The following is a 21,544-nucleotide window of genomic DNA, read 5'->3' as shown; positions in this document are numbered from 1 at the left end:
CGTGACAACGGGCGTCGTCGAGATGGGTTTGGTGGAGATGGACAACGAGCAGAAGCTCCGGGACTACCTGCGGCGGGCCAGCGCGGACCTCCAGCGGACCCGGCGGCGGTTGCGCGACGTGGAGGCCGCGGCGCAGGAACCCATCGCCGTCGTCGGTATCGGCTGCCGCTACCCGGGCGGGATCACCGGCCCGGAGGACCTGTGGCGCATGGTGTCCTCCGGCGAGCACGGCGTGGGGGAGTTCCCCGACGACCGCGGCTGGGACCCGGAACTGCTCGCGATGTCGTCCACCGACCAGGGCGGTTTCCTGCGCGGCGCAGGTGATTTCGACGCCGACTTCTTCGGCATCTCGCCGCGCGAGGCGCTGGGCATGAACCCGCAGCAGCGGGTGGTGCTCGAGGTGACCTGGGAGGCGCTGGAACGCGCCGGGATCGACCCGCACACCATCAAGGGCACCGAGACCGCGGTGTTCATCGGCGCGATGAACCAGGACTACCAGGTCGCGCCCGGCGAGGGCGCCGAGGGCGCGGCGCTGCTGGGCAGTTCGCAGAGCGTCATCTCCGGCCGCATCGCCTACGCGCTGGGTCTGGTCGGCCCGGCGGTCACGTTGGACACGGCGTGCTCGTCGTCGCTGGCGGCGATGCACATGGCCGCGCACGCGCTGCGCCACGGCGAGTGCTCGATGGCGCTGGCCGGTGGTGTGACGGTGATGTCGAACCCGGCGACGTTCATCGAGTTCAGCCGCCAGGGCGGGTTGTCCTCGGACGGCCGCTGCCGCTCGTTCGCCGACGCCGCGGACGGCACCGGCTGGGCCGAGGGCGCCGGCGTGCTGGTGCTGGAGCGGTTGTCCGACGCGCAGCGCAACGGCCACGAGGTCCTGGCGGTGATGCGGGGTTCGGCGGTGAACCAGGACGGCGCGTCCAACGGGCTCACCGCGCCCAACGGTCCGTCGCAGCAGCGGGTGATCCAGCAGGCGCTGGTCAACGCGCGGCTGACCGCCGACCAGATCGATGCCGTGGAGGCGCACGGCACGGGCACGACGCTGGGCGATCCGGTGGAGGCGCAGGCGCTGCTGGCCACCTACGGGCGCCAGCGCGACGCGGACCGGCCGCTGCTGCTGGGCTCGGTGAAGTCCAACATCAGCCACACGCAGGCCGCCGCCGGTGTGGCCGGCGTGATCAAGATGATCATGGCTATGCGGCACGGGATCGTGCCGAGCACGCTGGGCGTCGACGAGCCGTCGTCGCACGTGGACTGGTCCGCGGGCGCGGTGCGGCTGGTCACCGAGAACACGCCGTGGCCGGAGACCGGCGAGCCGCGTCGTGCGGCGGTGTCGTCGTTCGGGCTCAGCGGCACCAACGCGCACACCATCATCGAGCAGGCTCCCGAGCCCGAGGAGCAGGGCGGGAACGGGCCGGAAACCCCGTCGGTGCCGGACGTTCCGGTGGTCCCGGTTCTGGTGTCCGGCCGCAGCCCCGCTGCGCTCCAGGAGCAGGCCGCGCGACTGGACACTGTGGATGAAGATCTGCTGGACCTCGGATTCTCCACGGCGACGACCCGGTCCAGTTTCGAGCAGCGGGCGGTCGTACTCGTTGATAACACTGAGAGTTTCACCGCTGCGCTCGACGAGCTGGCTCGCGGCGAGGCCGGGTCCCGGGTGGTGCGGGGCGTCGCGCAGGGACGCGGCAAGCTGGCGCAGCTGTTCACCGGCCAGGGCGCGCAGCACCCGGGGATGGGCCGCGAGCTGCACGCCCGGTTCCCGGTGTTCGCCGAAGCCCTGGACGAGGTCCTCGACCAGCTCGACCCCGCCATCCGCGAGGTCATGTGGGGCACCGACGCCGACCGGCTGGCGCGCACCGAGTTCGCCCAGCCCGCGCTGTTCGCCGTCGAGGTCGCGCTGCACCGGCTAGTCGAATCCTGGGGGATCAAGCCCGATTTCGTCGCGGGCCACTCGATCGGCGAGATCGCCGCCGCGCACGTCGCGGGCGTGTTCTCGCTGGCCGACGCCGCGAAGCTCGTCACCGCGCGCGGCAGGCTCATCCAGGCGCTGCCCCCGGGCGGCGCGATGCTGGCCGTGACCGCGACCGAAGCCGAGATCCAGCCCCACCTGGACGCGGTCCCGGCCGACGCCGCGTCGATCGCCGCGATCAACAGCCCGCGCTCGCTGGTCGTGTCCGGCACCGAGGACGCCGTAGCCGCCGTCGAGGCCGCCTGCGCCGCCGAGAACCGCAAGACCAGCCGCCTGCACGTCTCGCACGCCTTCCACTCCCCGCTGGTCGAACCCGCGCTCGACGAGTTCCGCGCCGTCCTCGAAGGACTCTCGATCGAGGCGCCGAGCATCCCGCTGGTGTCCACGGTGACCGGTGAGCAGGTGCGGCTGGAGCAGGTCACCTCCGTCGACTACTGGGTGGACCAGGTCCGTCGTGCCGTGCGCTTCGCCGACGGCGTGGCCTGGATGCACGACCACGGCGTCACGACCTTCCTCGAACTGGGCCCCGACGGGGTCCTGTCGGCGATGGTGCAGGAGTGCGTGGACTCCGCCGCCGTGCCCGCGCTGCGCTCCGGCCGTCCCGAGGTCGAGACGATCACCGCCGCGCTGGCGTCCGCGCACGTGCGCGGCATCGCCGTGGACTGGGCCGCGTACTACGCCGGGACCGGCGCGCGTCGCGTCGACCTGCCCACCTACGCCTTCCAGCGCAAGCGGTTCTGGCCGAAGAGCGGCGGTTTCGGCTTCGCCGACCCGCGGCTGGCCGGGCTCGGCACCGCGCACCACCCGCTGCTGTCGGCGGCGGTGTCGCTGGCCGACTCCGATGGGGTGCTGCTCACCGGCAGGCTCTCGCGGCAATCGCACCCGTGGCTGGTGGACCACGTGGTCGACGGCGCGGTGCTGCTGCCGGGCACGGCGTTCGTCGAGCTGGCGATCCGCGCCGGTGACGAGGTCGGCTGCGATCGCGTCGACGAGCTCACGCTCACCGCGCCGCTGGTGCTGCCCGAGCGCGGGGCGGCGCAGGTGCAGCTGTGGATCGGCAAGCCCGACGCCGCCGGGCAGCGCTCGGTGACGATCTACTCGCGGCCGGAGTCCGAGGACGAGCAGCCGTGGACGCAGCACGCGAGCGGCACGCTCGCGGCGGGCGAGACTGGGGCGGGGGCGACTGGGACGGGGATGAGTGGGGCCTCGTTCGACGCCGAGACCTGGCCGCCCGCCGACGCCGCAGCGCTCGACGTCGACGGCTGCTACGAGCGCTTCGCCGAGCGCGGTTTCGCCTACGGCCCGGCGTTCCAGGGCTTGCGCGCCGCGTGGCGCGGAGCCGACGGCGAGGTGTTCGCCGAGGTCGAGCTGCCCGAGGACGTCGAGCTGTCGGAGTTCGGCCTGCACCCGGCGCTGCTGGACTCGGCGCTGCACGCCGCCCAGGTCGCGGGCCTCGGCGAGTCCGGTGTCCCGTTCTCCTGGGAAGGCGTGTCGCTGCACGCCTCCGGTGCCACGACGTTGCGCGTGCGCCTGACCCTGGGCGACGACGGCGCCCTGGCCATCGCGGCCGCCGACGGTGCGGGCGCGCTGGTCGCCACGGTGGGCTCCCTGATCATCCGCCCTGCCGCAGGCGCGCCTCCCGCGGGCGCGCAGGACCGCGACTCCCTGTTCAGGATCGACCTGGTCACGGTCGCGGACCGGTCCCCGGAGGCCGCAGGTGTCGCGGTGCTGGGTGAGGACGTCTTCGGGCTGAGCAAAGGATCTCCCGGCGGGGCCGACGTGGTCGTGGTGCCGGTCGTGGGCGGCGACGACGTCGCGGCCTCGGCGCACGAGGCCGCCGCGCGGGCGCTGGAGATCGTCCAGGAGCACCGGGCCGAGCGGGTCGTGTTCGTGGCGCGCACCGGAGACCTCGCGGCGTCCACCGTGCGAGGGCTGGTCGGCTCGGCGCAGGCCGAGCACCCCGGCGCTTTCGGGTTCGTGGAGCTCGACGGCACCGAGGAGTCGCGGGCAGTCCTGCCGCGAGTGCTGCTGTCCGAGGAACCGCAGCTGGTGCTGCGCGAGGGCGAGATCCGCGCGCCCCGGCTGGCGCGTGCCGAGTCGGTCCCGACCAGTGCTCCGACCAGTGCTCCGACCTGGCAAGGCACCGTTCTCATCACCGGTGGGACCGGGGGCCTGGGCGGGGTTCTCGCCCGGCACCTGGTCACCGAGCACGGGGTGCGGGACCTGCTGCTGGTGAGCCGTCGCGGCCTGGCCGGCGAGCTCGTCGACGAGCTCGCCGGGCTGGGCGCCCGGGTGCAGGTCGCCGCCTGCGACGTCGCTGACCGGGACGCGCTGGCCGCGCTGCTCGACCAGCACGAGATCGGCGCCGTGGTGCACGCCGCCGGCGTGCTCGACGACGGCGTCGTCGACGCGCTCACCCCCGAACGCCTGCACGCCGTGCTGCGGCCGAAGGTCGACGCCGCGTGGAACCTGCACGAGCTCACCCGCGACGAGGCGCTGTCGGCGTTCGTCCTGTTCTCCTCGGCCGCCGGTGCTTTCGGCAACGCCGGTCAGGGCAACTACGCCGCGGCCAACGTCTTCCTCGACGCGCTCGCCGAGCACCGCCACGCCCAGGGCCTGCCCGCCGTGTCGCTGGCGTGGGGCGCCTGGCAGCAGGACGGCATGCTCTCCGACGCCGAGGCCGAGCGCATGGCCCGCGTCGGCATGCCGCCGCTGCCCGTGGACGACGGCCTGCGGCTGTTCGACACCGCGATCGCCGGGGACCGGCCCGTGGTGGTCCCCGCCAAGCTGGACCTGGCCACGATGCGCGGCCGCGGCGAGGTTCCCGCGCTGCTGCGCGGCCTCGTGCGCACCCGCACCCGTCGTCGCGCCGCCGGATCGCAGACCGCCGACACGCTCGTCCAGCGGCTGTCCGGCATGTCCGAGGACGACCGCGGCAGCGCCGTGCTGGACCTCGTGCGCGGCCGCGTGGCTGCCGTGCTCGGGCACGCGAGCGCCGACGACGTCGATGCCGAGCGGCAGTTCCAGGACCTGGGTTTCGACTCGCTGACCGCCGTCGAGCTGCGCAACCAGCTCACCGCCGTCACCGGGCTGCGACTGCCCGCGACGATGGTGTTCGACTACCCGACGCCCGCCGCGCTGGCCGCGCACCTGCTCGGCGAGCTGCTCGACGAGCAGGTCGAGGCCCGCCCCGGCACCGTCGCCCGCGCCGCCACCGAGGACGACCCGATCGTGCTGGTCGGCATGGGCTGCCGGTACCCGGGCGGGGTCGGCTCGCCGGACGAGCTGTGGCGGCTCGTCGACGAGGGCGGCGACGCGGTCTCCGGGCTGCCCACCAACCGCGGCTGGGACCTGGAACGGCTGTACCACCCGGACCCGGACCACCCGGGCACCTCCTACGCGCGGTTCGGCGGGTTCCTGCACGACGCGGGCGAGTTCGACGCCGGGTTCTTCGGCATGTCCCCGCGCGAGGCGCTGGCCACCGACGCGCAGCAGCGGTTGTTGCTCGAAACCACCTGGGAGGCCATCGAGCACGCCGGGATCGACCCGCGTTCGCTGCGCGGCACGCCGACCGGTGTCTTCGCCGGCGTCATGTACAGCGACTACGGTGCGGGCCTGGGCGGGGAGGCCGAGGGCTTCCAGGGCAGCGGCACCTCGCCGAGCGTCGTCTCCGGCCGCGTCTCCTACGCGCTGGGCCTGGAGGGTCCGGCGGTGACGGTCGACACCGCGTGCTCGTCGTCGCTGGTCGCGATGCACTGGGCGATGCAGGCGCTGCGCTCCGGCGAGTGCTCGCTGGCGCTGGCCGGTGGTGTGACGGTGATGTCGACGCCGACCGCGCTCATCGAGTTCTCCCGGCAGCGCGGCTTGTCCCCGGACGGCCGCTGCAAGGCCTTCTCCGACTCCGCCGACGGCGTCGGCTGGTCCGAGGGCGTCGGCGTCGTGGTGCTGGAGCGGCTCTCCGACGCCCGCCGCAACGGCCACCGGGTCCTCGGCGTGGTTCGGGGCAGCGCGGTCAACCAGGACGGGGCCTCCAACGGCCTGATGGCGCCGAACGGTCCCGCGCAGCAGCGCGTGATCCGCGCCGCGCTGGCCGGCGCGAACCTCGAACCGTCCGATGTGGACGTCGTCGAGGCGCACGGAACCGGTACCTCGCTGGGCGACCCGATCGAGGCGCAGGCGCTGCTGGCGACCTACGGCCAGGACCGGGACGAGGCCCTGCTGCTCGGTTCGGTCAAGTCGAACATGGGCCACACGCAGGCCGCCGCCGGTGTCGCCGGGGTCATCAAGATGGTGCAGGCGATGCGCCACGGCGTGCTGCCCAAGACCTTGCACGTCGACGCCCCGTCGTCGCGGGTGGACTGGTCCGAGGGCGCGGTGGAGATCCTCGCCGAGCGCGCGGAGTGGCCTCGGAGCGACCGCCCGCGCCGGGCCGGGATCTCGTCGTTCGGCATCAGCGGCACCAACGCGCACCTGATCATCGAGCAGCCGCCGGAAGAGCCGGAGAAGCCCGCGCCGGACGAACTCGGCGCCGTTCCGGTGCTGCTGTCGGCGCGGACCCGCCACGGGGTGCGCGCGCAGGCCGCGCGGCTGCGCGCCCACCTGGATTCCCAGGACACCGCGCTGACCGATCTGGGCTTCTCGCTGGCCACCTCGCGCACGGCGTTCGAGCAGCGCGCCGCCATCGTCGCCGCCGACCGCGAGGTGCTGCTGCGCGCGCTGGACGCGCTGGCCGCCGACCGCTCCGATCCGGCCGTGGTCACCGGCGATGCCGAACCCGGCCGCACGGCGTTCCTGTTCTCCGGCCAGGGCTCGCAGCGCTTGGGCATGGGCCGCGAGCTGCACGCCCGGTTCCCGGTGTTCGCCGAATCCTTCGACGAGGTCCTCGACCGGCTCCACCCGGGTGTCCGCGAGGTCGTGTGGGGCGAGGACGCGGACCTGCTGAACGAGACCGGCCACGCCCAGCCCGCGCTGTTCGCGATCGAGGTCGCGCTGTTCCGCCTGGTCGAATCCTTCGGCGTGCGGCCGCGCTCCCTGGCCGGGCACTCGGTCGGTGAGATCGCCGCGGCGCACGTCGCGGGTGTGCTGTCGTTGGAGGACGCGTGCCGGATGGTGTCGGCGCGCGCCTCGCTGATGCAGGCGCTGCCGGAGGGTGGCGCGATGGTCTCGGTGCAGGCCGGTGAGGCCGAGGTGGCCCCGCATCTGACCGAGGGCGTGTCGGTCGCGGCGGTCAACGGCCCGGAAGCGGTGGTCATCGCGGGTGTTGAGGCTGAGGTGCTGGAGCTGGCGCGGCGCTGGAAGTCCAAGCGGCTCAGGGTGTCCCACGCGTTCCACTCGCCGCTGATGGATCCGGTGCTGGATGATTTCCGGGCCGTCGTGGAGGGTTTGGAGTTCCACGAGCCGCAGATCCCGCTGGTGGTCTCCGGTGATGTGACCTCGCCGGAGTACTGGGTGCGGCATGTGCGGGAGACCGTGCGCTTCGCCGACAACGTGGCTTCGCTGCGCGAGGACGGGGTCACGACGTTCCTGGAGATCGGCCCGGGTGGCGCGCTGTCGGCGCTGGTCGAGGACTGCGTGCCGGTGCTGCGCGCCGACCGCGACGAGCCGGCGTCGCTGCTCACCGCGCTGGCCCGCGCGCACGTGCGCGGGGTGCGGGTCGACTGGGCCGCGCACTTCGCCGGAACCGGTGCGCGTCGCGTCGACCTGCCCACCTACGCCTTCCAGCACGAGCACTACTGGCCGGTCCACACCGGCGGCCCCGCCCTGACCGGCGGGCTCAGCCAGTCCGATCCGAGCGACACGCGGCTGTGGGCCGCGGTCGAGCGCGGTGACGCCGCCGAGCTGGCGGCCGTGCTGGGCCTGGACCTCGACGACCGCTCGCAGCTGGACGCGCTGATGCCGGCGCTGTCGTCGTGGCGGAAGGGCAACCAGGACAAGGCGCTGCTCGACACCTGGCGCTACCGGGTGCTGTGGGCCCCGCTGCGCGCGGCGGACGCCCCCGCGCTGGAAGGGCATTGGCTGCTGCTGGCCTCCTCGGCCGCCCAGGAGGGGCTGGTCGGGCCGGTGCGCGAGGCGCTCACCTCGGCCGGCGCCGAGGTGTCGGTGGTGCTGCTCGACGAGACCTGCCTGGATCCGGAGGTGCTGGCCGAGCGGCTCACCGACTGCGCCGGAGCGGTGTCGCTGCTCGCCCTCGACGAGACCCGTTGCGCCGAGAACCCCGCGCTGTCGGTCGGTCTCGGCCTCACCCTCGCGCTGACCCAGACCCTCGACGCTCCGCTGTGGACGATCACGCGGGGTGCGGTGAGCACCGGCCCCGCCGATGAGATCGCGTCGGTCGCGCAGGCCGCGATCTGGGGCTTCGGCCGGGTCGCCGCCCTGGAGCACCCCGAGCGGTGGGCGGGCGTGATCGACCTGCCCGAGGTCGTCGACGAGCGCGCCGCCCAGCGCCTGGTCGCCGTCGTCGCCGGTCTCGGCCGCGACCGCACCGAGGACCAGGTGGCGGTCCGCCCGAGCGGCCTGCTCGGCAGGCGCCTGGCGCGACGCACCGTCGACGCGCTGCCGTCCCGCGACTCCTACGCCGGGCGCGGCACCGTCCTGATCACCGGCGGCACCGGCGCGCTCGGCGCCGAAACCGCCCGCTGGCTCGCCCGCAGCGGCGTCGAGCGCCTGGTGCTCACCAGCCGCCGGGGTGCCGAGGCGCCCGGAGCCGCCGAGCTGCGCGCCGAACTGGAAGCCCTCGGCCCGCGCGTGGACGTCGTGGCCTGCGACATCGCCGACCACGTCGCCGTGTCGGAACTGCTCGCTGACCTCGACGACCCCGATCTCCCCGAGCTGACCGGTGTGGTGCACGCGGCCGGGGTCGGTCAGGCCGCTCCGCTGGCGCAGACCTCGTACACCGAGTTCGCCGACGTGCTCTCGGCGAAGGTCCTCGGCGCGCTGCACCTGCACCACCTGCTCGGCTACCGCGACCTGGACCTGTTCGTGCTGTTCGGTTCGATCGCCGGGGTCTGGGGCAGCGGCGGGCAGAGCGCCTACGCCGCCGGGAACGCGCTGCTGGACGCCCTCGCCGAGCAGCGCCGGGCGAGCGGCCTCACCGCGACCTCCGTGTCGTGGGGCCCGTGGGCCGAATCCGGGATGGCCACCCACGAGGCGGTGGCCGACGACCTGTCGCGCCGCGGCCTGACCCCGCTGCCGCCGCAGCAGGCGATCACCGAGCTCAACCGCGCCGCCGTGCAGGGCGACACCACCGTCACCGTCGCCGACGTCGGCTGGGAGCAGTTCCACCCGGTCTTCACCGCGATGCGGCCCAGCGCGCTGCTCGCCGACCTGCCGGACGTGCGCGCGCTGGCCGATACCGCCGAGACCGGCGGGTCGGCCGGCGACTCCGACCTGGCCCGGCGACTGCGCGAGATGGCCTCGGGCGACCGGGAGCGCCACGTCCTCGACCTGGTGCGCGCCGAGGCCGCCGCGGTGCTCGGGCACGGCTCCGCCGAGGAGGTGGGGGAGCAGCGCGCCTTCCGCGACATCGGCTTCGACTCGCTGACCGCCGTGGAGCTGCGCAAGAAGCTCGCCACCGCGACCGGCCTGTCGCTGCCCGCGACGCTGGTGTTCGACCACCCGACCCCGAAGGTGCTCGCCGAGCACCTGGTGGCCGAGCTCATCGGGAGCGCGGCCGACGACCTGGCGCGGCGGCCGCAGCTGGACGGTTCCACCGACGAACCGATCGCGATCATCGGCATGAGCTGCCGCTTCCCCGGCGGCGCCGGCACTCCCGAGGAGTTCTGGGAGCTCATCAAGAACGGCACCGACGCGATCACGGAGTTCCCGAACGACCGGGGCTTCGACATCGCGGCCCTGCACGATCCGGACCCCGACCACCCCGGCACCACCTACACCACCGCGGGCGGCTACCTCGACGACGCCGCCGAGTTCGACCCGGGCTTCTTCGGCATCTCCCCGCGCGAAGCCCTCGGCATGGACCCGCAGCAGCGGCTGCTGCTGGAGTCCACGTGGGAGGCCGTCGAACGCGCCGGCATCGACCCGGCCGCGCTGCGCGGCACCAGCACGGGCGCGTTCATCGGCTCCAGCTACATCGAGTACGGCGGCGGGGACGGTGCCTCCGAGGGCTACCAGGTCACCGGCAGCAGCCCGAGCGTGCTGTCCGGCCGCGTGTCCTACCTGTTCGGCCTGGAGGGGCCCGCCGTCACCGTCGACACCGCCTGCTCGTCGTCGCTGGTGGCGCTGCACCTGGCCTGCCAATCGCTGCGCAGCGGCGAGAGCAGCTTCGCGCTGGCGGGCGGCGTCACGGTGATGCCCAACCCCAAGCCCCTCATCGCCTTCAGCCAGCAGCGCGCGCTGGCCGCCGACGGCCGCTGCAAGGCCTTCTCCGACTCGGCCGACGGCATGATCCTCTCCGAGGGCATCGGCGTGCTGCTGGTGGAGCGGCTCTCCGACGCCGAGCGCAACGGGCACCCGGTGCTGGCCGTGGTGCGCGGTTCGGCGATCAACCAGGACGGCGCCTCCAACGGCCTGTCCGCGCCGAACGGTCCCTCGCAGCGGCGGGTCATCGCGCAGGCGCTGGCCAACGCGGGCGTCGAACCGTCCGATGTGGACGTCGTTGAGGCGCACGGCACCGGCACCGCGCTCGGCGACCCGATCGAGGCGCAGGCGCTGCTGGCGACCTACGGGCAGCACCGCGACGCCGACCGCCCGCTGCTGGTCGGGTCGGTGAAGTCGAACATCGGCCACGCGCAGTCCGCCGCGGGCGTGGCCGGCGTGATCAAGATGGTGATGGCGCTGCAGGAGGGCGTGCTGCCGCGCACGCTGCACTGCGACACGCCGTCCTCCCACGTCGACTGGGATTCCGGCGCGGTGTCGCTGCTGCACGACGACCAGCGGTGGCCGGAGACCGGGCGGGCGCGGCGCTGCGCCGTGTCGTCGTTCGGGATCAGCGGGACCAACGCCCACGTGGTGCTGGAGGGTGCGGGGGAAGTTTTCATGAAAACTTCCCCCACCACCCACCCCCAGAACGAGACCCCGGAGACCTCGGAGACCTCGGAGACACCGGAGACCCCGGAGACCCCGGAGACACCGGTCCCGTGGACGATCTCGGCGAAGACGCCGCGTGCGCTGGACGCCCAGATCGAGCGGGTGCGGCGGGTCGAGGCCGATTCGGCTGATGTCGGGTACTCGCTGACGCTGCGGTCGCAGCTGGAGCAGCGGGCCGTGCTGCTCGACGGGGTCGAGGTCGCGCGCGGTGTCGCCGACGTCGACTCCAAGGTGACGTTCGTCTTCCCCGGTCAGGGCGCGCAGTGGGTCGGCATGGGCGCGCAGCTGCTCGACGAGTCGCCCGCGTTCGCCGACCGCTTCTACGAGTGCGCCGCCGCGCTCGCCCCGTTCACCGACTTCTCGCTGGTCGACGTGGTGCGCAACGGCGAATCGCTGGACCGGGTGGACGTCGTGCAGCCCGCGACCTGGGCCGTGATGGTGTCGCTGGCCGAGGTGTGGCGCGCCCACGGCGTCGAACCGGACGCGGTCATCGGCCACTCGCAGGGCGAGATCGCCGCCGCCTGCGTGGCCGGTGCGCTCTCGCTGCAGGACGCCGCGCGCGTCGTCGCGCTGCGCAGCAAGGCCATCGCGGGCGCTCTGGCCGGGCGCGGCGGCATCGCCTCCGTCGCGCTGCCCGCCGCCGAGGTCGAACCCCGCCTGGCCGCCTGGGACGGTCGCGTGTCGCTGGCCGCCACCAACGGCCCGCGCTCGGTGGCGATCTCGGGCGACCTGGACGCGCTCGACGAGCTGTGCGCGACGCTGGTCGAGGAGGGCGTGCGGGTCCGCCGCATCGAGGTGGACTACGCCTCGCACTCCCGGCACGTCGAGGACCTGCACGACGAGCTGCTGCGCGAGCTGGCCCCGATCCGCCCGCAGCGGCCGGACGTGCCGTTCTTCTCCACGGTCACCGGCGAACGCCTCGACGGCGCCGACACCGACGCCGAGTACTGGTACCGCAACCTGCGCCGGACGGTGCGGTTCACCGAGACCGTCGACGCGCTGCTGGAGACGGGGCACCGGGCGTTCGTCGAGGTCTCCGCGCACCCGGTGCTCACGCCGGGCGTGCAGGACGCGATCGACGACGCCGAGGTCCGCGCGGTCGCCTGCGGCACGCTGCGCCGCGACGCGGGCGGCACCGACCGGGTGCTGACCTCGCTGGCGGAGGCGTTCGTGCGCGGTGTCGCGGTCGACTTCTCGCCGCACTTCGAGGGCGCCCGGCGGGTGGACCTGCCGACCTACCCGTTCCAGCGGGAGCGGTTCTGGATCGAGCCCGCGGTGCCCGGCCAGACCGGGGGCGGGGTGAGCGACCCGGCCGACGCCGAGTTCTGGGCCGCCGTCGAGCAGTCCGACCTCGCCGCACTGACCTCCAGCCTGCACGTCGACGAGGGATCACTGGCCGCCGTGCTGCCCGCGCTGCACTCGTGGCGCGAACGCAGCCGCGAGAAGTCCACAACGGACTCCTGGCGCTACCGCGTCACCTGGAAACCGCTGCGCGGGCTGCAGGACGCGACGCTCAACGCGACCTGGCTGCTGGTCGCCGCCGAGAACAGCCCGGTGAACAGCCCGGAGAACAGCCCGGCGAGCGGCGCCGCTGACGACGTGCGCTCCGCGCTGACCGAGAACGGCGCCGACGTGCGGAACCTGGTCCTCGACGAGACCTGCGCGGACCGCGCGGTGCTGGCCGAGCGGCTCGGCGAGCTCGACGGGATCGAACTCGCCGGTGTCGTGTCGGTGCTGCCCTCGGCCGAGGAACCGGCCGAGACCACGGCCGAGCTGCCGCTGGGCCTGGTGCTCACGGTCGCGCTGATCCAGGCCCTCGGTGACGCCGGGATCGACGCGCCGCTGTGGAACATCACCCGCGACGCCGTCGCCACCGGGCGCGCCGATGCGGTGGCGCACCCGACGCAGGCGCTGGCGCTGGGCCTGGGCTGGTCGGCCGCGCTGGAGCACCCGCAGCGCTGGGGCGGGTCGATCGACCTGCCCGTCGAGCTCGACCCGCGCGCCGCCCGCCGGTTCGCCGCCGCGCTCGCCCGGCCCGGCGACGAGGACCAGATCGCCGTGCGCGCCAACGGAGTCCTCGCCCGCCGCGTCGTCCACGCCCCGGCCCGCACCGGCCGAACCGACCTGGCCGACCGGGCCGACCAGTGGACGCCGCGCGGCACCACGCTGATCACCGGCGGCACCGGCACCCTCGGCCCGCACGTCGCCCGCTGGCTGGCGCACCTGGGCGCCGAGCACCTCGTGCTCACCAGCCGCAGCGGCCCGGACGCGCCCGGCGCCGCCGAACTCGCCGCCGAACTGCGCGAACTCGGCACCCCGACCACGGTCGTGGCCTGCGACGTCGCCGACCGCGACGCCGTGGCCGGGCTGCTCGACGACCTGCGCGCCGACGGTCACCAGCTGCGCGCGGTCGTGCACGCTGCCGCCACCATCGGCCTCTACCCGATCGAGGACGCCACCGTCGAGGTCCTCGACGAGGTGCTGCGCGCCAAGGTCCACGGCGCCCGCAACCTCGACGAGCTCGTCGAGCACGACCTCGACGCGTTCGTGCTGTTCTCGTCGGTGTCGGGCATGTGGGGCAGCGGCGACCACGCCGCCTACGTCGCGGGCAACGCCTACCTCAACTCGCTGGCCTGCCACCGCCGCGCCCGCGGCCTGCGCGCCACCGCGATCTCCTGGGGCATCTGGTCGGACGACCTGGGCCTCGGCCGCGTCGACCCGGAGCAGATCCGGCGCAGCGGCCTGGAGTTCATGAAGGCCGAGCTGGCGCTGGGCTCGCTGCAGCGGGCGATCGAGGAGGACGAGACCGAGCTGGCCCTCGCCCACGTCGCCTGGGACCGCTACCAGCCGGTGTTCACCGCGGCCCGGCCGACGACGCTGTTCGACGAGATCCCCGAGGTCCGCGAGCTCACCGCCGCCGAGCGGACCCGGGCCGCCGACGGCGGCGCCGCGGCCGAGCTGCGCGCGCTGCCCGCGGTCGAGCGCAGGCAGGCCGTGCTGCAGCTGGTGCGCGCCGAGGCCGCGAAGGTCCTCGGCCACAGCAGTCCCGACGCGCTGCCGGAGGACCGCGCGTTCCGCGAGGTCGGCTTCGACTCGATCACCGCCGTCGACCTGCGCAACCGGCTGGCCACCGCCACCGGTCTGCGGCTGGCCACGACGATGGTCTTCGACCACCCGAGCGCGCTGGCGCTTACCGAGCACCTGCTGGCGCAGATCGGCGGCGGCGAGACCCGCCGCGACACACCGGTGGTCGCCTCGGTCACCGACGACGAACCGATCGCCATCGTCGGCATGGCCTGCCGCTACCCCGGGGGCGTGAGCTCACCGGAAGACCTGTGGCGGCTGGTCTCCGACGGTGTCGACGCCATCTCCGGGTTCCCCACCGACCGCGGCTGGGAAGGTCTCCTGCACGACCCGGACCCGGGCCGGGCCGGCAGCACCTACTCGGTGCAGGGCGGATTCCTGCACGACGCGGCCGAGTTCGACCCCGGTTTCTTCGGCATCAGCCCGCGCGAGGCGCTGTCGATGGACCCGCAGCAGCGGCTGCTGCTGGAGACCGCGTGGGAGGCCATCGAGCGCGCGGGCATCGACCCGCACCGGCTGCGCCGCAGCCTCACCGGCGCGTTCATCGGCGCCAGCTACCAGGACTACTCGGCCGGGCGCGGCGGCGCGTCGCCGGACGAGGGCCACATGATCACCGGCGCGCTCTCCAGCGTCCTGTCCGGCCGGATCAGCTACCTGTTCGGGCTGGAGGGCCCGGCGGTCACGCTCGACACCGCGTGCTCGTCGTCGCTGATGGCGCTGCACCTGGCCTGCCAGTCGCTGCGCGGCGGCGAGAGCTCGCTGGCCCTGGCCGGTGGTGTGAGCATCATGTCGACCCCGGGCGCGTTCGTCGGCTTCAGCAGGCAGCGCGCGCTGGCCGTCGACGGCCGCTGCAAGGCCTACTCCGAGGACGCCGACGGCATGACCCTGGCCGAGGGCGTGGGCCTGGTGCTGCTGGAGCGGCTCTCCGACGCGAAGCGCAACGGTCACCCGGTGCTGGCGGTGGTGCGCGGCAGCGCCGTCAACCAGGACGGCGAGTCCAACGGGCTCACCGCCCCCAACGGTCTCGCGCAGCAGCGCGTCATCCGCCAGGCCCTGGCCAACGCCCGCCTGGAGGCGTCCGATGTGGACGCCGTGGAGGGGCACGGGACCGGCACGGCGCTCGGCGACCCGATCGAGGCCGACGCGCTGCTCGCCACCTACGGCCGGGACCGGCCGCGTCCGCTGCTGCTCGGGTCGATCAAGTCCAACATCGGCCACACCCAGATGGCCTCGGGCGTGGCCGGCGTCATCAAGGTGGTGCAGGCGCTGCAGCGCGGCGTGCTGCCCCGGACGCTGCACGTCGAGCAGCCGTCGACGAAGGTCGACTGGGTTCCCGGCGCCATCGAGCTCCTCGCCGAGGAGACCGCGTGGCCCGAGGTGGACCGCCCGCGCCGGGCGGCGGTGTCGTCGTTCGGCCTGTCCGGTACCAACGCCCACGCCATCCTGGAGCAGGCCCCGGAGACGCCTGCACCCGACGACGAGCCGGTCGGCGGGACCGTGCCGGTGCTGGTCGCGGCGCGTGCCGACGGTGCGCTGCGCGAGCAGGCCGCGCGCCTGCTCGCGCTGCTCGACGAGCGTCCCGACCTGCACCTGACGGACCTCGCGGCGGGGCTGGCCACGGGGCGATCGACGTTCGAGCACCGCGCCGCGGTGATCGCGGCCGACCGCGACGAGGCGGTGGCCGGGCTGACCGCGCTGCGCGACGACCTCCCCGACCCGGGCTTGGTGCGCGGAATCGCGACGCGCGGCCGCACGGCGTTGATGTTCTCCGGTCAGGGTTCGCAGCGCTCGGGCATGGGGCGCGAGCTCTACGAGCGGTTCCCGGTGTTCGCCGACGCCTTCGACGAGGTGTGCGCGCACCTCGACGGCGAGCTGCCGCGCCCGCTGCGCGAGGTCGTGTGGGGCGAGGACGCGGACCTGCTCGACCGCACCGGGTTCGCCCAGCCCGCGCTGTTCGCGATCGAGGTGTCCCTGTTCCGGCTGGTGGAGTCGCTGGGCGTGACGCCGGACCAGCTGGTCGGCCACTCGGTCGGTGAGATCGCCGCGGCGCACGTGGCGGGTGTGTTGTCGTTGGAGGACGCGTGCCGGATGGTGTCGGCGCGTGCTTCGCTGATGCAGGCGTTGCCGGAGGGTGGCGCGATGGTCTCGGTGCAGGCCGGTGAGGCCGAGGTGGCCCCGCATCTGACCGAGGGCGTGTCGGTCGCGGCGGTCAACGGTCCGGAAGCGGTGGTCATCGCGGGTGTTGAGGCTGAGGTGCTGGAGCTGGCGCGGCGCTGGAAGTCCAAGCGGCTCAGGGTGTCCCACGCGTTTCACTCGCCGCTGATGGATCCGGTGCTGGATGATTTCCGGGCCGTCGTGGAGGGTTTGGAGTTCCACGAGCCGCAGATCCCGCTGGTGGTCTCCGGTGATGTGACCTCGCCGGAGTACTGGGTGCGGCATGTGCGGGAGACCGTGCGCTTCGCCGACAACGTGGCGCAGCTGGCCGAACGCGACGTGCGCGCGGCGCTGGAGATCGGCCCCGACGGCACGTTGTGCGCGCTGGCCCGGGAGGTCCTTGGCGACGACGCGGTGCTGGCGCCGTCGCTGCGGGCCGACCGCGACGACGTTCCCGCGCTGCTCGGCTCGCTGGCCCGCGTGCACGTGCGCGGCACCGCCGTGGACTGGGCGGCGCTGTTCGCCGGCAGCGGCGCGCGGCCCGTCGACCTGCCCACCTACCCGTTCCAGCACGAGCGCTTCTGGCCCGACACCACTCCGGCCGAGCCCGAGACCTCGGGTTCGGTGCCGCTCGACGAGCAGTTCTGGGACGCCGTCGAGCGCGAGGACTTCGCGGCCCTCGCCGAGTGGCGGCGCAGCCATCAGCTGTCCACGGTGGACTCCTGGCGCTACCGCGTCAGCTGGCGTCCCGTCACCTCCTCGGCCGCGCTCACCGGCCGCTGGCTCGTGCTCCACGCCCCCGGACAGGACGAGTCCGAGCTGGTCGACGGGCTCGGTGCCGAGGTCACGCGCCTGGAAGTCGACGACCCGTCCGCGCTCGCGGATTCCCTGCGGGACCTGGACGTTCCGGTCGACGGGGTGCTGTCGCTGCTCGCCCTCGACGCCGACCTGCACGCGGGTCTCGCCGACACCACCATCGCCGTGCAGGCGCTGGCGGGCAGCGGCATCGACGCCCGGCTGTGGGTCGCGACCCGCAACGCGGTGTCGGTGACCGACGGCGTGCCGAACCCCGATCAGGCCGCCGTGTGGGGTCTCGGCCGGGTCGTCGCGCTGGAGCACCCCCAGCTCTGGGGCGGTCTGGTCGACCTGCCCGAGCGGCTCGACCGCAACGCGGTCCGCCGCCTCGCCGGAGTCCTCGCCGGGGGCGGGGAGGACCAGGTCGCGGTGCGGCCCTCCGGCGTCCACGGCCGCAGGCTGGTCCGGGCCGGAGCAACCCAGGACAGCACCGGTCGCGAGTTCTCGCCCGGAACGGTGCTGGTCACCGGCGGCACCGGCGCGCTCGGCGCGCACGTCGCCCGCTGGCTGGCCGACGCCGGAGCCGAGCACCTGCTGCTGGTGGGCACGCGCGGCGCGGACGCGCCCGGTGCCGCCGCGCTCGCCGAGGAGCTGGGGGAGCGGGTCACCATCGCCGCGTGCGACGCGGCCGACCGCGACGCCCTGGCGGCGCTGCTCGCCGAGCACCGCGTCACCTCGGTGTTCCACGCGGCCGGTGTCGTCGACGACGGCCTGGTCGACTCGTTCACCCCGGAGAGCTTCAACCGCGTGCTGCGCGCCAAGGCGATCGCGGCCCGCAACCTGCACGAGCTGACCTCCGACCTCGACGCGTTCGTGCTGTTCTCCTCCACCGCGGGCGTCATCGGTGCCGCCGGTCAGGGCAACTACGCCGCCGCCAACGCGTACCTGGACGCCTTCGCCGAGATGCGCCGGGCGCGGGGACTCCCGGCCACCTCGGTCGCGTGGGGCCCGTGGGCCGGGTCGGGCATGGCCGTCGACGAAGGCGTCGAGGACCGGTTGCGGCGCGGCGGGTTCAGCCCGATGGCGCCCGAGCTGGCGATCTCCGCGCTGCGTCAGGCCGTCGAGCGCGGCGACACCGCGATCGCGGTCGCCGACATCGACTGGGCGCGGTTCCTGCCGGGCCTGACCCAGCTGCGCCCCGCGCCGCTGGTCGGCGAGCTGGCGGAGGCGCGGGCCGAGGCCGCTCCGGAGCAGCGCAGCGAGCCGCTGCGGGAGCTGGCGAGGCTGCCGGAGGCCGAGCGCCGCCGCGCGGTGCTCGACCTGCTGCTCGCCAACATCGCCGGGGTCCTCGGGCACTCCCGGGCCTCCGAGATCGACGCCGACCGCGCGTTCCGCGACCTCGGTTTCGATTCGCTGACGACGCTGGAGCTGCGCAACCAGCTGTCGGCGGCCACCGGTCTGACGTTGCCGGCCTCCCTGCTGTTCGACTACCCGACACCGGTCGACCTGGCCGAGTTCCTTCTGGCGCAGGCCGTGGGCCCAGCGGCGGTCGGGTCTGCCCCGGTCGGGTCTGGGGAGGTCGCGCCGGTGGAGGTCGCGCGGGCCGGCACCGACGAGCCGATCGCGATCGTCGGCATCGGCTGCCGCTTCCCGGGCGGCATCGGCTCGCCGGAGGAGCTGTGGCGGCTGGTCGCCGACGGTGCCGACACCGTCGGCCCGTTCCCCACCGACCGCGGCTGGGACCTCGACGCGCTCGGCGCAGGGGCGTCGGCCGCGCGGGAGGCGAGCTTCCTGCGCGACGTCGCCGATTTCGACGCCGCGTTCTTCGGCATCTCGCCGCGCGAGGCGCTGGCGATGGACCCGCAGCAGCGTCTCGTGCTCGAAACCGCTTGGGAGGCGCTGGAACGCGCGGGCCTGGACCCGGCCGCGCTGCGCGGCAGCGAGACCGGTGTGTTCGTCGGCACCAACGGCCAGGACTACGAGCACGTGCTGCGGCGCTCGCTCAACGCCGACGTGCTCGGCTACCTGGCCACCGGCAACACCGCCAGCGTCATGTCCGGCCGCCTCGCCTACGCGCTGGGCCTGGAGGGCCCGGCGGTCACCGTCGACACCGCGTGCTCCTCGTCGATCGTGGCCATGCACTGGGCGAGCACCGCGCTGCGCAACGGCGAGTGCTCGCTGGCGCTGGCCGGTGGCGTGTCGGTGATGTCCAGCCCCGACTCGTTCGTCGAGTTCACCGCCCAGGACGGGCTCGCGGCCGACGGCCGCTGCAAGGCCTTCGCCGAGGCCGCCGACGGCACCGCCTGGTCCGAGGGAGTGGGCGTGCTGGTGCTGGAGCGGCTGTCCGACGCGCGCCGCAACGGCCACGAGGTGTGGGGCGTGCTGCGGGGTTCGGCGGTGAACTCCGACGGCGCCTCCAACGGCCTCACCGCGCCGAACGGCCCGTCGCAGCAGCGCGTGATCCGCAGCGCGCTCGCGGACGCCGGACTGTCCACTGCGGACATCGACGTGATCGAGGCGCACGGCACCGGAACCACTCTCGGCGACCCGATCGAGGCCCAAGCGCTGCTGTCGACCTTCGCAGACCGGGACCGGCCGCTGTGGCTGGGGTCGGTGAAGTCCAACATCGGGCACGCGCAGGCGGCCGCCGGCGTCGCCGGTGTCATCAAGATGGTGATGGCGATGCGCGAGGGCCTCTTGCCGAAGACGGCGCACGTCGACGAGCCCACCACGCACATCGACTGGGACTCCGGTTCGCTACGACTGCTCACCGAACCGGTCGCGTGGCCGGACGTGGGACGGCCGCGACGCGCGGGTGTCTCGGCCTTCGGCCTGTCCGGCACCAACGCCCACGTCGTCCTGGAAGCCCCCGTCGAGCAGCCGGTTCCCGACGAGCACCCGGTTCCCGACGAGCAGCGGCGGCCGGTCGCGGCCCCGTTGCTGGTCAGCGGCAAGACCGCGGCGGCGCTCGACGCGCAGGTCGAGCGGGTCCGCGCAGCCGAGGGTGACCCGCTGGACGTCGCGTTCTCTCTGGCCACGACCCGCTCGGCCTTCGCCCACCGCGCAGCCCTGATGCCCACGGCCACGGGCCTCGTCGAGCTCGCCCGGGACGCGGTCTCCCGCACCAACGGCTCCACGGCGTTCCTGTTCTCAGGCCAGGGCTCCCAGCGCCTGGGCATGGGCCGGGACCTCCACGAGCACTACCCGGTCTTCGCGGAAGCCTTCGACGAGGTCCTCTCCCACCTCGACCCCGACCTCCGGGACGTGATGTGGGGCGAGGACGAAGAAGCCCTGAACCAGACGGGCAACGCCCAACCGGCTCTGTTCGCGATCGAGGTGGCTCTGTATCGCCTGATCGAGTCTTTCGGCATCACTCCGGCGAAATTGGTCGGTCACTCGATAGGTGAGGTGGCCGCGGCCCATGTGTCGGGCGTGTTGTCCCTGGAGGACGCCTGCACCCTGATCACGGCCAGAGCTTCGTTGATGCAGGCCCTGCCCCCGGGCGGGGTCATGGTCGCGGTGCGCGCGAGCGAGTCCGAGGTGCTTCCGTTCCTGTCGGGTGATTCGTCTGGTGTCGAGAACTCCCATATTCAGGGGGACGAAAACAGCGGTTTTCGACGCGACGAAAACCGCGGTTTTCGAACGGGTGACAGTGGCGATTCTCGGCCGGGGGCGGTGTCTCTTGCGGCGGTGAACGGGCCGAACTCCGTGGTGCTGGCTGGTGATGAGGACGCTGTTCTTGAGGTTGCCGGGAAGTGGGAGTTCAAGCGGCTCAGCGTGTCTCATGCTTTTCACTCGGCCTTGATGGAGCCGATGTTGGGGGAGTTCCGTGATGTCCTGGCGGGGTTGACGTTTCGCGAGCCTCTGATTCCGGTGGTTGTTTCCGGGGAGGTGACCGATCCCGAGTTCTGGGTTCGGCACGTGCGGGAGACCGTGCGGTTCGCCGACAACGTGGAGCGGTGCGGGGCTTCGCGGTTCGTCGAGATCGGGCCCGATGGGCCGTTGTCGGCGTTGGTCGAGGGCAGCGTGCCCGTGCTGCGGCGAGGTCGTGATGAGCAGGAGAGCGTCGCCGCCGCGCTCGGGCGGATGTTCGTGGCCGGGATCGGCGTGGACTGGTCGGCGTTCTTCGCCGGAACCGGGGCGCGGCGGGTTCACCTGCCCACCTACGCCTTCCAGCGCCAGCGGTACTGGCCGGAGACCGTGCCGGGCAGCGTCGTCGAGCGAGCCGAACCGGACTGGCGCTACGCGATCGACTGGACCCCGGTCTCGGCAGCCGCGACGCGCGCGGCCAGTGGCTCGTGCTCGTGCCCGGCGACGACCCGTGGGCGGCCAATGCGGCCGACGTGCTCGGCGTCGACGCGGTCCGCGCCGAGAACGTCAGCGCGGCGGACACCGGAGTCGAGTACGCGGGAGTCGTGTCGCTGCGCGACCAGCGGCCGATCGAGCTGCTCGACGCGCTCGCCGAGGCCGGGATCACCGCGCCGCTGTGGTGCGTGA

Annotated in this window: 1 protein-coding gene; it reads left to right on the top strand. The window is 73.8% G+C overall.

What is annotated here, in order from left to right; all coding sequences use genetic code 11:
- Positions 1-22 precede the first annotated feature (22 nt).
- Complete coding sequence (locus REH65_RS08520; protein ID WP_406693124.1) at positions 23-21,544, top strand: type I polyketide synthase; 21,522 nt, start codon at positions 23-25, stop codon at positions 21,542-21,544.

This window comes from Saccharopolyspora sp. ID03-671 (assembly GCF_045278815.1).
GTDB classification, from domain to species: Bacteria; Actinomycetota; Actinomycetes; order Mycobacteriales; family Pseudonocardiaceae; genus Saccharopolyspora; species Saccharopolyspora ipomoeae.
This window is presented reverse-complemented; position numbering and strand designations above follow the sequence as displayed.